The 13635-nt window shown below is 72.8% G+C and carries 10 protein-coding genes; all 10 read right to left on the bottom strand.

All coding sequences use genetic code 11. From position 1 onward, the window contains the following. Positions 1-175 precede the first annotated feature (175 nt). The 10 genes from ABZ172_RS01495 to ABZ172_RS01450 all read right to left on the bottom strand — a co-directional run bounded on the left by ABZ172_RS01495 (position 176) and on the right by ABZ172_RS01450 (position 13634). Entirely contained in the window at positions 176-1252 is a 1077-nt protein-coding gene (locus ABZ172_RS01495; protein ID WP_356878962.1) for a sugar phosphate isomerase/epimerase, read from the bottom strand. Positions 1253-1293: 41 nt separating this feature from the next. After that, positions 1294-2679, bottom strand: a complete 1386-nt coding sequence (locus ABZ172_RS01490) for a nucleotide pyrophosphatase/phosphodiesterase family protein (protein ID WP_356878960.1) — start codon at positions 2677-2679, stop codon at positions 1294-1296. Further along, positions 2676-3851, bottom strand: a complete 1176-nt coding sequence (gene eboE / locus ABZ172_RS01485) for a metabolite traffic protein EboE (protein WP_356878958.1) — start codon at positions 3849-3851, stop codon at positions 2676-2678. The genes ABZ172_RS01490 and eboE overlap by 4 nt, the downstream gene beginning before the upstream one ends. 3 nt (positions 3852-3854) lie before the next feature. Further along, positions 3855-4703 (bottom strand): TatD family hydrolase, encoded by an 849-nt coding sequence (locus ABZ172_RS01480; RefSeq protein WP_356878956.1) that lies wholly within the window; start codon positions 4701-4703, stop codon positions 3855-3857. After that, a complete protein-coding gene (locus tag ABZ172_RS01475) occupies positions 4703-5332 on the bottom strand; it encodes an EboA domain-containing protein (protein ID WP_356878954.1) in 630 nt (209 codons plus the stop codon). The genes ABZ172_RS01480 and ABZ172_RS01475 overlap by 1 nt, the downstream gene beginning before the upstream one ends. Further along, positions 5326-6189: a sugar phosphate isomerase/epimerase family protein gene (locus ABZ172_RS01470; RefSeq protein WP_356878952.1), complete on the bottom strand. Its 864-nt coding sequence runs from the start codon at positions 6187-6189 to the stop codon at positions 5326-5328. Before ABZ172_RS01470 ends, ABZ172_RS01475 begins: the two co-directional genes overlap by 7 nt. Beyond that, complete coding sequence (locus ABZ172_RS01465; protein ID WP_356878950.1) at positions 6186-7382, bottom strand: SCO3242 family prenyltransferase; 1197 nt, start codon at positions 7380-7382, stop codon at positions 6186-6188. Before ABZ172_RS01465 ends, ABZ172_RS01470 begins: the two co-directional genes overlap by 4 nt. Next, a complete protein-coding gene (locus ABZ172_RS01460) occupies positions 7379-8497 on the bottom strand; it encodes an inositol-3-phosphate synthase (RefSeq protein WP_356878948.1) in 1119 nt (372 codons plus the stop codon). The genes ABZ172_RS01465 and ABZ172_RS01460 overlap by 4 nt, the downstream gene beginning before the upstream one ends. Positions 8498-8597: 100 nt before the next feature. After that, the gene (locus ABZ172_RS01455; RefSeq protein ID WP_356878946.1) at positions 8598-12305 is read right to left on the bottom strand and encodes a ThuA domain-containing protein; all 3708 of its coding nucleotides are present in this window, start codon (positions 12303-12305) and stop codon (positions 8598-8600) included. Positions 12306-12629: 324 nt separating this feature from the next. After that, complete coding sequence (locus ABZ172_RS01450; RefSeq protein ID WP_356878944.1) at positions 12630-13634, bottom strand: sugar phosphate isomerase/epimerase family protein; 1005 nt, start codon at positions 13632-13634, stop codon at positions 12630-12632. Position 13635 lies beyond the last annotated feature (1 nt).

The following is a 13635-nucleotide window of genomic DNA, read 5'->3' as shown; positions in this document are numbered from 1 at the left end:
GTCCGGGTGTCCGCGCACGCGGAACGCCCGGCCGGAGGTCCGGCCGGGCGTTCCGTGCGAGGTGCGTCCCGTGCGAGGCGCGTCCCGTGCGATCCGGGTGGCGGCCCGGGTGCCGCTCCGGTGACGGGACGGCGGCTCCCGGAGCGGGTCCCCGCGGGTGGGTGCGCCCGGGGTGTCAGTCCCCGCAGCGGCCCTGCCGCAGCGAGTGCAGGTGCTCGCTGGACTTGCGGGCGAAGGCCAGCGAGTCGACCGGGTTGTCGTGCTCGGTCTGCCAGTGGTGGTAGGTGCGGCCCTGGCGGGTGCGGCTGGTGACGCGGTTCAGGAAGTTCTTGTAGTCGAGGTCGCCGTCACCGACGTCGGTCATGTCGTAGCCGTCGCGGGCGGAGTCGTTGCGCGTGCCGTCCTTGACGTGGAAGAGCGGGTAGCGGTGGGGCTGCTTGAGCACGTAGTCGATGGGGTTGAAGGGCGCCGGCGTGCCGTCCACCCGCTTGCCGAAGCGGAACTGCGCGCTGAAGGCCCAGTAGATGTCCATCTCCAGGTAGACCAGGTCGGGATCGGTCTCGGCGAGCAGGACGTCGTAGAGGCGCACGTTCGGCTTGTCGGTCGCGAAGGAGAACTCCTCCGCGTGGTTGTGCTGGTAGAACTTCATGCCGCGCTTGCGGGCCGCCGCGCCGTAGGTGTTGAAGTCCTCCGCCGCACGCTTCCAGCCGTCCACCGTGGAGCCGTAGCGGAAGGGCCCGGAGGCCGTGCCGATGTGCTTGAGGCCGAGCGCCTCGGCCTCGTCGAGGACCCTGGTGAGGTTCTGCGCGAAGGTGTTGGCGTCCGGATTGTTGTCGTCGTAGTAGCCGACGTGGCTGCCGATGGGGTTCAGTCCGTGGTCCTTCGCCAGCCTCTTGAGCCGGGCGAGGGTGATGGCGCCGGCCGAGCCCTGGGTGTATCCCGCGAACTCGATCTCGTCGTAGCCGTACTTCTCCAGCTCCGCGAAGACGGGGGCGAAGCCGAGCGTGGAGACCTTGTCGCGGAGGCTGTAGAGCTGGATGCCGAGGCGCCCGGGGGGCAGGACGGGACGGCCCTTGTCCTGGCCGTGTCCGTGGCCGTGGCCGTGATCCTTGCCCTGGACGCTGTCCGGGCTCGTGGCCTGCGCGGCTGCGCCGCTGAGGAGGGTCGCGGCGGTCGCTCCGGCGGCGACGCCCAGGACGTTGCGGCGGCTGAGCCTGCTCGCGAGCTCGGGGTCCTTCGGGGTGCGGCTCATGATCACAAATCTCCCTGTGAACGTGCGGGCGGTACGGATGGTCAGTGCAGTCCTGCGAGTCGGAGCAGCAGGGACTTCACCTCGGTGGCCTGGACTCGGCCGCTGAACGCGTGGGGGGTGGAGCAGAGGATGAGCGGACCTTCGTCGTCGCTCGTGGGGAGGCGGCCGTGGCTGCCGCGGATGGGTGAGGGGTCCAGCGGGACGACCGCCATGCGGTAGCGCATGCCGAGCTTCTTGCGGGCCACCGCCGAGGCGGCCTTCACCCGGACGTAGGGGTCCTGGGGGTCCATGAAGAGTTCCACCGGGTCGTAGCCCGGTTTGCGGTGGATCTCCACGAGCTGCGCGAAGTCGGGTGCGCGGTCGTCGTCGAGCCAGTAGTAGTACGTGAACCAGGCGTCCTTCTCCGCGACGGCGACGAGCTCACCGGAGCGGGGGTGGTCCAGGTGGTGGGCCTTCTTGCCCTCGTCGTCGAGGAGTTCGGCGATGCCGGGCAGGTCGGCGAGGGCCTCCCGGGTCGCCTCCAGGTCCTCGGGACGCCGTACGTAGACGTGGGCGAGCTGGTGGTCGGCGACCGCGAAGGCGCGGGAGGCCATCGGGTCGAGGTACTCCATGCCGTCCTGGGTGTGGACCTCCAGGAGGCCGGCGCGGCGCAGGGCGCGGTTGATGTCGACGGGCCGGTCCACCCGGGTGATGCCGTACTCGGAGAGCGCGACCACGGTGCGGCCGGACGCCTCGGCGTCGGCGAGCAGCGGTGCGACGGCGCGGTCGAGGTCGGCCGCCGCCCGGTGGGAGCGGGGGTCGTCGGGGCCGAAGCGCTGGAGGTCGTAGTCGAGGTGCGGGAGGTAGCAGAGGGCCAGGTCGGGGGCGCGGGTGGTGAGGAGGTGCCGGGTGGCGTCGATGATCCACTGCGAGGACACCAGGTCGGCGCCGGGGCCCCAGAAGTGGAAGAGGGGGAAGGTGCCGAGCTTCTCGGTCAGTTCGTCGTGCAGCGCCGGGGGCCGGGTGTAGCAGTCGGGCTCCTTGCGGCCGTCGGCGTAGTAGACGGGGCGGGGGGTGACGGTCCAGTCGGTGTCGGCGCCCATCGCGTACCACCAGCAGATGTTGGCGACGGTGTAGCCGGGGTGGGCGCGCCGGGCGGCGTCCCACAGCTTGTCCCCCTCGACGAGCCCGTTGTGCTGGCGCCACAGCAGGACGTCGCCGAGCTCGCGGAAGTACCAGCCGTTGGCGACGATGCCGTGTTCGGCGGGGGTGGTGCCGGTGAGGAAGGTGGACTGGGCGGCGCAGGTGACGGCCGGCAGCACGGTGGACAGGGGCGCCTGCGATCCGGCCATGGCCCGCAGGTTCGGCATGTGCCGGAGGAGTTGCGGGGTGAGGCCGACGACGTCGAGGACGAGCAGCGGGGTGGGCGAGGTACCGGGTGCCGTCACGGGAGCTCCTTCAGTCCGAGGTCGGCGAGGAGGTCGCGGGCGAGGGTGAGTTCGGCGGCGATTCCGTCGGCGAGCTGGGTGCGGGTGCGCGGCCGCAGTGCGGCGGGGAGCGCCTGCCAGGTGTACGTCTCGATCTCCAGGTGCCGGGTGAGGGGCACGGGTCCGCCGACGAGCCGGTTCAGCACGGTCCGGAGCACGGGCAGGGTGGAGGTGAGCGGGGGTGCGGGTGGTGCGTGCAGGGGGACGTGGAAGTGCGAGCGCCAGGGGGTGCCGTCGGGGAGCACACCGCCGGACACCGCCTCGTCGAGGTCGTCCGTCCCCCGGAGGCCGGCGGTGGTGAGGGTGCGCGTCTGGTGGAGGAAGCGCGGCTCGGCGAAGGCGCCCAGCGCGGCGCGCACCTCCGGCAGGTGCGGGTCCTCGGCGTGCAGGGCCGCGGACAGCTGGGTCTTGGCGATGGTGATCCCGGCCGCGCGCAGGGCGTCCAGGGCGGTGTCCGGGTCCTCGAAGGAGGTGGCGAGGTGGCAGGTGTCGACGCAGATGCCGATGCGGTCGTGGCCCACCGCGGTGAGGGGGCCGATGGCGTCGGCGGTGGTCTCGACGGTGCAGCCCGGTTCAGGTTCGAGGCCGATCCTGATGGACTTCCCGGTCAGCTCGGCGAGTGCGTCGAGCCGCTGGGCGAGGGTGGTGAGCGCCTTGCGCGCGGTGTCGGCCGCCGTGGGGTCGTCGGCGTAGGGGGTGCGCCAGGCGATCGGCAGGGTGGAGACGGTGCCCTCGGTGACGTCGTCGGGCAGCAGGGCGGCGAGCAGCCGGGCCAGGTCGGTGGTGTGGGCGAGCCGCTCGGGATCGGTCCAGTCCGGCGTGTAGACGCGGTACTTGACCTCCTGCGCCCCGAAGCCCTCGTAGGGGAAGCCGTTGAGGGTGACCACTTCGAGACCGCGGAGTTCGAGCTCGCCGCGCAGCGCGCGCAGTGCGGCCGGGTCGTTGATGAGGGCGCCCGCGGCGTCCTTGGCGAGCCAGAGTCCGATACCCAGGCGGTCGCGGCCGAGTCGTCTGCGTACGGGTTCGCAGTGGTCGCGCAGTTGGGCGCGCACTCCTTCGAGGGTCTCGGCGGGGTGCACGTTGGTGCAGTAGGCGAGGTGGACGGTGGAGCCGTCGGGGTGGCGGAAGCGCACGGGTCACTCCCCGCCGCGGAGGATGGAGTTGCCCTCGTGGAGCGGTTCGGGGGCGGCCACGTCGAGCTGGAGCCGGCCGCTCTGCCCGTAGAAGGCGACCGGGTTGCGCCAGAGCACCTTGTCGACGTCGTCCTCGTCGAATCCGGCCTTCAGCATGGTGTCGGCGACCTTGCGGGTCTTCAGCGGGTCGCTCCTGCCCCAGTCGGCGGCCGAGTTGACGAGGATCCGGTCGGTGCCGTGGTTGCGCAGGACCGTGATCATGCGGTCCTCGTCCATCTTGGTGTCCGGGTAGATGGAGAACCCGGCCCAGCAGCCGCTGTCGAGGGCGTCCCGCACGGTCGTCTCGTTGAGGTGGTCGAGCAGGACCAGCTCGGGGGCGAGATCGGATTCGCGCACCACGTCGATGGTGCGGTGCAGGCCGGCGAGCTTGTCGCGGTGCGGGGTGTGCACGAGCGCGGGCAGCCCGTGTTCGGCGGCGAGCTGCAGCTGGGTGGCGAGGGCGGTGTCCTCGGCCGGGGTCATCGAGTCGTAGCCGATCTCGCCGACGGCGACGACGGAGTCCTTGACGAGGTAGCGGGGCAGCGCGTCCAGGACGGGGGTGCAGCGGGGGTCGTTCGCCTCCTTGGGATTGAGGGCGAGCGTGCAGTGGTGGGCGATGCCGTACTGGGAGGCGCGGAAGGGCTCCCAGCCCAGGAGGGCGTCGAAGTAGTCGAAGAAGCTGGCCGGTGAGGTGCGGGGCTGGCCGAGCCAGAAGGAGGGTTCGACCAGGGCGCGGACGCCGGCGTCGTACATGGCCCGGTAGTCGTCCGTGGTGCGGGACGTCATGTGGATGTGGGGGTCGAAGATGCGCATCAGGACTCCTCCGTGGGGGCGGGGGCGGGCGCCGGGGCCGTGAGTTCCAGGACGGTCCGCAGCCCGGCGGGGACGACGCGCCCCGCGGCGGTGCGTTCCGCCGCGAAGTCGCTGAGCATGCGGGCGAGTTCCGCGTCGCCGCGGGCGCGTTCGCCGAGCCGGTCCAGGGCTTCGACGGGCACCTCGGTGAAGAGGCACTTCAGGACGGCGTGCCGCCAGCCGTGGGCGTCGAGGTGGGCGGCGCCGTAGGGGCCGACGGCCGCGGCGACCAGCCGGGTGTCGTTGGTCCGCAGGGCGTCCTCGACGAGCGGGAGCGCGGTGGCGCCGAGGTCGAGCAGCGGCAGGGTGCGGAGGACGGCGCGGCGTTCGGCCGCGGTGCCCTGGTGGTAGAGCCGCGTCACGGCGGGCAGCGACGCACGGGCCTCGACGAGCAGCAGGGCGCGTACGGAGTCCGCGTGTGCGCTTCCGCAGTGCCGGCCGGCCGAGGCGAACCGCAGCTCCCAGGGCGGGTCCGCGTGGTCCGTGCCGGGGTGGGCCGCGGCGTGCGCGGCTTCGGCGAGCGCTTCGTCGAGCCACGCCCTGGCCGCCCCGGGCAGCAGGTCGTCGAGCTCCTTGCGGCTGGTCAGCACGGTGCGGCTCCGTTCGTCGTCCCGGCGGCGCGGCGCAGGAAGTCCAGCGAGGTGCGGGCCAGTTCGGGGCCCGCGTGCGAGTGCCGGGGCAGTTCGACGGAGGTGAGGCCGGTGTACCCGGTGGCGGCGAGCGCTTCGAGTACCGGCGGGAAGTCGATCTCGCCGTCTCCGAACGGCAGGTGCTCGTGGACACCGCGCCGCATGTCCTCGATCTGGACGTGCCGCAGCCAGGGGGCGGCCTCCTTCACGCAGTCGGCGGGCGAGGCGGGTTCCAGGCACTGGCAGTGGCCGATGTCGAGGGTGAGTCCGAGGGGCTCCGGGTCGCCGAGGAGGGAGCGGAGGTGGTGGAAGCCGGCGAGCGCGGAGAGCAGGTGCCCGGGTTCCGGTTCGACGGCGAGGGGCACGCCCGCACGGTCGGCGGCGTCCAGGACGGGGCCGAGCGCACCGGTCAGCCGCTCCCACGCGGTGTCCGGGGCGGTGTCCGGCGGTGTGATGCCGCTGAAGCAGTGCACGGCGTGGGCCCCGAGGTCGGCGGCCACCTCGACGGCCCGGACGAGCAGGGCGGTGCGGGCCGCGCGTCCGTCGGGGTCGGGGTCGAGCAGCGACGGGCCGTGCTTGCGCCGTGGGTCGAGGACGTAGCGCGCCCCGGTCTCGACGGTGACGGCGAGACCCAGCGCGGAGAGTCTGCGGGCCACCGCGCGGGTGCGGGCGGCGAGGTCCGGCGCCTGCGGGTCGAGGTGCATGTGGTCGAGGGTCAGGCCGACCCCGTCGTACCCGAGGTCGGCGAGGAGGGCGAGGGCGTCGTCGAGCCGGAGGTCGGTCAGCCCGTTGGTGCCGTAACTGAGGCGGAGGGTCATGTGGGACTCACCTTCCGGGAGAGCGCCCGGGCGAGGGGGACGAGCCCCATGACCGCGAGCCCGGCGAGGGGCGCCCCGGCTCTGGCCGCGAGGGCCGCCTGGAGCGGGATCATCGCGCGGATGCCGCCGCCGACGGCCCGCTGGGTGAGGGGCGGGGAGGGGTTGAGGGCCGCGTGCAGGAGCGGGACCGCTGAGGTGCGGAGGTAGGAGGCGGCGAAGGCGGGGAGCAGGAGCCGGCCGGGCGCACCGGGTGGCGCTCCTCCCCCCGGCCGTCCGTGCAGGACGGCGGCCCCGAGGCCGGCGACACCGGCGAGCGCGGCCAGCGGTGCGGCCGTGGACCCGCCCTGTGCCTCGTGCCGCGAGACGGCGGTGACGGCGTAGGTGTGCGCGCCGAGCACGAGGGCGGCGGGGAGCGCGGCGGCGGGGGTACGGGCGGCGGAGGGCCGCGCGGACACGGGCGGCGGGGACACGACGGCCGGGGCCGCCGGAGTCGCCGGGGCCGCGGTGCGCGCCGGGACAGCGGGGGACGCCAGGACCGGAGCCGTCCCGGCAGCGGGTGCCGTGCGCGCCGACGGGGCCGGTGCGCCGGTCCTGGCCGCGGTGGCGGTCGCGCCGAGCAGCAGGTCCAGGGTGCGGGCCGAGGCCATCGCGGCCGGCCCCAGCCTCGTGTGCTTCAGGCGCAGGTCGTAGGCCCAGACCGTGGCGGCGAGGCCGGACGCCACGGCGAGGGCGGGACGGCCCGCGCGGGCGGCGAGGGCCAGACCGGCGGCGGTCAGGGTGCCGGCCGCGGCCAGCGCGGCCCCCGGCGCGATCCGGCCGGAGGGGATGGGCCGGTGCGGGCGGTCCACGGCGTCCTCCTCGCGGTCCGCCCAGTCGTTGAGGGCCATGCCGGCCTCGTAGAGGCAGAGCGAGGCGCCGACGGCGAGCGCGGTGCCCCGGCCGGGACGCAGTCCGGTGGCCGCGGCCCCGGCGAGCGCGTCGCCGGGCACGGTGAACAGCGCGGACACGCGCAGCAGTTCGGCCCAGGCCCGCAGGCGGGCGCGGACGGGGGGCCTGTCCGGTGCGGGCGCAGTCCCGCCCGCACCGGACAGGCTGACTGGGGGAACACGGACCGGTGCGGCCGCGCCGCGCGGACGGGCACCGAGCAGCCGGGGCGCACCGGCCGCGTCCGCGAGCAGCCGGAGGGGGCTCATCGGTCCGCCCGCAGGCGTTCGGCGAGGGCCAGCAGTTCCTGGTACTGCTCGGGCAGCCCGGCCGGACCGCCGTCCGGGTCCTTGAAGTAGAAGCCGAGTCCGGGCACAGGTCCGGTCAGTCCCGCCTCGTGGGCGCGGGCCAGGAGCCGGGCCAGGTCCAGGATCAGCGGTGCGGCCAGGGCGGAGTCGCAGCCCTGCCAGATCGTCTGGAGGATCATGCGGGAGCCGAGGAATCCGTCGAAGGCGATGTGGTCCCACGCCGTCTTCCAGTCCCCCATGGCCGGCACGTCGTCGATGTGCACCTCGCCCTCCGGCGCGGCCCCGAGGGTGTCGGCGAGCACGCGTTCCTTGCCCGCGTTCTTGGCGGCGGCCGCTGCCGGGTCGGCGAGCGCCGCGCCGTCCCCGCCGCCCAGCAGGTTCGTGCCGGACCAGGCGCGCACCGGCAGGGCGCGCTGGACGAACATCGGCGCGAGCACGGAGCGGAGCAGGGTCTGCCCGGTCTTGCCGTCGCGTCCGGCGTGCGGCAGCCCGCAGGTGTCGACGGCGTCCCGCAGGTGCGGGCTGCGCAGCCCGGTGGACGGGGTGAAGTTGACGTAGGGGCAGCCGGCGCGGAGTGCGGCCGCCGCGTAGAGGGAGCTGGCGGGCAGCCGGGAGTCGTCCTCGCCGGGGGCGGGCTCCGTCGAGGCGACGTTGACGACGACCGTGCGGGCGAGCCCGTGGCGGCGGGTGAAGTCCTGGATGTCCGCGGCGAAGGCCGCGATGAGCTCCTCGTCGGTGCGGGTGTCGCCCGGCAGCGGTCCGCCGGGGCGTATCTCCTCGTCCGCCGCGGTGAGTTCGGACCCCACGGCCGAGGGGGTGCCGTGCGGGAGCACTCCCCCGGCGGCGAGGGCCTCGGCCCGCTTGGGCAGCGGGCAGTCGAGGGTGTCGTGGCCGCCGAAGACGAGGGAGGTCAGGGGCGGCAGCCCGGCGCCCGCGAAGGGTGGTGTCTCCGTGACCATGCCGGTCGGCGGGTGGAGCCCTGCCGCGACGGCGGCGCATCCCGCGGTGGCGGTGGTGGCGACGGAGCCGCGTGCTCCGATGAACCAGACTCCGGTACGGACGGCGTGAGCGGTCACGGGCTGCCTCCCAAAGAGAGAAGGGTGAAGAGGGGTGGTGGGCGGCGGGCGGGGAAGAGTCGCGCTTCCCCGCCCGCCGCCGGCGCAGGAGGTGGCCGCCCTACGTCGAGGGCAGTTCCTTCAGCTGGATGTCGCGGAACGACACCTGGTCGTCGGCTCCGTGGTTCTGGAGGCCGATGTATCCGTCCTTGAGGCTGCGGACCGGGTCGGTGTTGGTGAAGTCGTTGATCTTCACCCCGTTCAGGAAGACCCGGAGCCGCTCGCCCTGGACCTTGATCTCGTAGCTGTTCCACTGGCCGGGCGGCCGCAGAACCCGGTCACGGGCCTTGATGTCGGCGGACTTGAAGGTGTAGACGGCTCCGGTGGTGCGGTCCGGGGCGTCCGTCGCGTCGATCTGGATCTCGTAGCCGTTGTTCACCGCGGACCACGGGTCGTCCGACTCGGGGAAGCCGACGAAGACTCCGGAGTTGTCGTCGCCCTCCATCTTCCAGTCGAGCTTCAGCGAGTAGGCCTTCAGCTCCTTGGCCTGGTAGGTCAGCAGGCCCATGCCGCCCTCGGTGCGCAGCTCGCCGTCGGTCACGGTGAACTTGCCGGGGCCTGCCTGCTTCCAGCCTTCGAGCGTCTTCCCGTTGAAGATCGAGCGGTAGCCGGTGTCCGGCTTGCAGTTGGCCTTCACCTGTCCCGAGGCGTACCGCAGACCGCCCAGCAGGTGCTGGCGGAAGGCGGGTTCGGCGTAGGACTCCTTGGTGTGGCCGAGACCGGTGTAGAAGGACCGGCCGCCCTGGTACGCCTGGCACCAGGAGATCGGGTGGTCGCCCTTCATGGTGCCGCCGGTGTAGGTGGTCTCGTCGAGCGTGGCGAGGACCTGGGCCTTGTCCCGCGGGTTGGTGCGGTAGTTGTACCACTCGTCGGTGCGGTCCCAGGCCTCGTCCAGGTGGGCGGTCGCCGGGTGGTCGTGGTTCTCCACCCGGACGGTCGCGGGCTGGATCTGCGGGTGGGAGTCGAAGTACGCGCCGACGAGGCCGCCGTAGAACTCCCAGTCGTACTCCGTGTCGGCCGCCGCGTGGACGCCCATGTAGCCGCCGCCGGTGGAGACGAAGTTCTCGAACGCCTTCTGCTGGTCGGTGTTCAGGACGTCACCGGTCGTCGACAGGAAGACGACGGCGTCGTAGCGGGCCAGGTTGTTGGTGGTGAACTGGCCGGCCTCCTCGGTGGAGTCGACCGTGATGCCGGTGTCCTTGCCGAGCTCCTTCAGCGCGGCGATGCCTGCGGGGATCGAGTCGTGCCGGAAGCCGCCGGTCTTGGAGAAGGCCAGGACGCGCTTGGCGGTCTTGTCCACCGGGGTGTTCGAGAGCTCGAAGTCGTCCACGTCGTAGAGGGCTCCGGCTCCTCCCTTGAAGACGAGGAAGAGTTCCGTGGCCTTCTTGGGCGCGCCGCGCAGCGGCACGTCCACGTCCTGGAACGTGTCCCAGCTGCCGGTCACCGGGACGGGCGCGGAGCCCAGGAGCTTGCCGGTGGCGGATCCGGCGCGCACTTCGAGGAAGCCGCCGGCGCCGGCCGACGAGGTGCGGGCGGTGAGCTTGGTGGAGCCGTCGAGGATGTACGGGCTGAAGGAGATCCAGTCGCCGTTGTCGATGTCGCCGACGGTCCGGCCGCCGTGCGCGCTGGTCTTGCTCGGCGTGGTGATGCCGGAGGAGTCGTCGAAGTGCTCGGCCTGGCGGTGGCGCGGCTGGAGCTTCGCCCCGTCACGGCCGGTCAGTGCGGCCTGTCCGCCGCCCCCGCCGTCGGTGTAGGACGCGGAGATCCCGCCGTAGATGTTGGCGTTCGGGTCGTGGCCGCCCTCCATCGCGGTCTTGATGGTGCCTTCGCAGCCGTGCTCGGTGGTGATGTCGTGGCCGTGGCTGTCATGGCCCAGGGTGAACTTGACCTCGACCTTGCTGCAGTCGATGGTGCCGTCCTCCGGGTCGGTGACGTTCACCTTGAAGGGGACCTCGTCGCCGAAGTCGAACGGCTGCCCGTCGGCGGGTGCCTGGAGCACGACGGTGGGTGCCGTGTTGCCGACGGTGATGTGGACGCTCGCCGAGCCGGTGCGGCCGGTGGGGTCCTCGGCGGTCAGGGTGGCGACGTAGGTGCCGTTCTTCTTGTACGTGTAGGTGGGGTTGGCGGCCGTGGAGGTCCCGCCGTCCCCGAAGTCCCAGGCGTAGGTCAGGGCGTCGCCGTCACCGTCGGCGGTGCCGGCGGAGGAGAACTTCACCTTGAGGGGGGCGACACCGGAGGTCTTGTCCGAGGACGCCTCGGCGATCGGCGAGCGGCCGCCGGTGGCGTTCTCGATGCGGTAGAGCGCCGAGTTCTCGTCGCCGCCGAACCAGGCGAGTCCGTAGTCCAGGACGTAGAGCGCGCCGTCCGGGCCGAAGGCCATGTCCATGATCTGGGTGCCGGACCACGGGACGTCGTTGATCGACTGGACGGTGCCGTCGGCGGCCTGCTCGATGCGCTTGATCCACTGCCGGCCGAACTCTCCGGCGAAGAAGTCGCCGTCGTACTCCTCGGGGAACTTCACCGGGGAGTCGAGGTCGGCGTCGTAGCGGTAGACGGGTCCGCCCATCGGGGACTCCGAGCCGGTGCCGAACTCGGGCACCGAACCGCCGTCGTAGGGGATCCAGGCGGCCTGGGACGGCGGCAGGTCGACGAGGCCGGTGTTGTGCGCCGAGTCGTTCTTCGGGGCGGCGCAGTCGAAGGCCGGGCCGGAGGTCTGCGTGGCGAAGTCGTAGTCCCGGAACGGGTCGTTGTCACCGGTGCAGTACGGCCAGCCGAAGTTGCCGGCCTCGGTGATCCGGGCGAACTCGACCTGTCCGGCGGGGCCGCGGTTCGGGTCGGCCGCGCCGGCGTCCGGTCCGTAGTCGCCCAGGTAGACGATGCCGGTGGCCTTGTCGACGCTGAAGCGGAACGGGTTGCGCAGCCCCATCGCGTAGATCTCGGGGCGGGTCTTCTCGGTGCCGGGGGCGAAGAGGTTGCCCTCGGGCACGGTGTACGAGCCGTCGTCCGCGACCTTGATGCGCAGGACCTTGCCGCGCAGGTCGTTGGTGTTGCCGGCGGTGCGGCGGGCGTCGAACGCCGGGTTGCGGTCGGGGCGGTCGTCGATCGGGGTGAACCCGTCGGAGGCGAAGGGGTTGGAGTCGTCACCCGTCGAGAGGTAGAGGTTGCCCTGCGCGTCGAAGTCGATGTCCCCGCCGACGTGGCAGCAGATGCCGCGCGAGGCCGGGATGTCGAGGACCTTCTTCTCGCTGGCGTTGTCGAGGGTGCCGTCCTCCTTGAGCACGAAGCGGGAGAGGCGGTTCACGCCGTCGAACTTCGCGAAGTCGGCGGCGGTGCCGGTCTCCGGGGCGTCACCGGCCGGGGTGTCCAGCGGGGGCGCGTAGTAGAGGTAGATCGCGCGGTTCTCCGCGAAGTCCGGGTCGATCCCGACGCCCTGGAGGCCTTCCTCGTCGTGCGAGTAGACGGGGATGGTGCCGGCTATCCGGGTGTTCCCGGCGCTGTCCGTGATCCGCAGCTCGCCGCTGCGGGAGGTGTGCAGCACGCTGCGGTCGGGCAGCACCGCCAGCGACATGGGTTCGCCGGTCTCGGCCGCTCCCTTGGCGAGGGTGACCTGCTGGAAGTCCTCGGCGGCGTCCTGCGCGGCCGCGGCCCGCGGGGCGTCCGCGGTGGCGGCGGGCGAGGAGCCCAGGGTGAGGGTGGCGGCGGCGAGCAGTCCGCCGGTGAGGAGAGCGAGTGATTTTCGGGCGCGGAGCCGTCTGCTGCTTCGGTGCACGTGCGTCCTCCGGAGAGTGCCGGTTGTTCGGGCGGGTGAGGTCAGCCGTTCCGCGCGGGGACTGCCGCGCCCGTCGCCGGGACGCGGGGCCCCGGTGACGCGAGTCATCTCGTGTACTCGGAGGGGACGTTAGCCGTGTTCGTCCGGTACGGAAAGCCCTTGCGCAGCGACTGGGCCGAACTTCTGCCGAGGCCAGGACAAAGACGGTTCCGGGCATGCCGAACCGCCCCCCGGCGTCCTGCGGGAGGGCGCCGGGGGGTGCCGGGCTCGGGGAGCCGCCGGCCGGGCGCGGGGTACGGGCACGGGCCCGTACCCCGCCGCGGGTCAGTCGCTGCCGCCGAACGCCGCGTCGAACGACGCGCTCGGCGGGTCGAAGTCGAACCGCTTGAGCGAGGCCAGTGCTTCCGGCGCCCCGGTCAGCCGGTCCATGCCCGCGTCCTCCCACTCCACGGAGACCGGGCCCTCGTAACCGATGGACCGCAGCATCCGGAAGACGTCCTCCCAGGGCACGTCGCCGTGGCCCGCCGAGACGAAGTCCCAGCCGCGCCGCGGGTCGCCCCACGGCAGGTGGGAGCCGAGGCGGCCGTTGCGCCCGTCGAGGCGCTTGCGGGCCTCCTTGCAGTCCACGTGGTAGATCCGGTCCCGGAAGTCGTACAGGAAGCCGACCGGGTCGAGGTCCTGCCACACGAAGTGGCTCGGGTCGAAGTTCAGCCCGAACGCGGGACGGTGGCCGACGGCCTCCAGGGCGCGGTGCGTGGTCCAGTAGTCGTACGCGATCTCGCTGGGGTGGACCTCGTGGGCGAAGCGGACCCCCTCGGCGTCGAAGACGTCCAGGATCGGGTTCCACCGCTCCGCGAAGTCCTCGTAGCCGCGTTCGATCATGTGCGGCGGGACCGGCGGGAACATGGCGACCAGGTGCCAGATCGAGGACCCGGTGAAGCCGATGACCGTGTCCACCCCGAGGGCGGCCGCCGCGCGGGCGGTGTTCTTGATCTCCTCCGCCGCCCGGCGGCGTACGCCCTCGGGTTCCCCGTCCCCCCAGATGCGGGCCGGCACGATGCCCTGGTGGCGCTCGTCGATGGGGCTGTCGCAGACCGCCTGGCCGACCAGGTGGTTCGAGATGGCCCAGCACGTGAGGCCGTACGAGTCGAGGAGCTGACGCCGGCCCTCGATGTACCCGGGGTCCGACAGGGCCTTGTCGACCTCGAAGTGGTCTCCCCAGCAGGCGAGTTCGAGGCCGTCGTAACCGAAGTCCCGGGCGAGGCGGCAGACCTCCTCCAGCGGCAGGTCGGCCCACTGGCCGGTGAAGAGAGTGAAGGGACGGGGCATG

Source organism: Streptomyces sp. NPDC006296 (assembly GCF_040613235.1).
Taxonomy (GTDB): Bacteria; Actinomycetota; Actinomycetes; order Streptomycetales; family Streptomycetaceae; genus Streptomyces.
The sequence above is the reverse complement of the archived record's forward strand: the minus strand, read 5'-3'. Positions and strand labels throughout refer to the sequence as shown.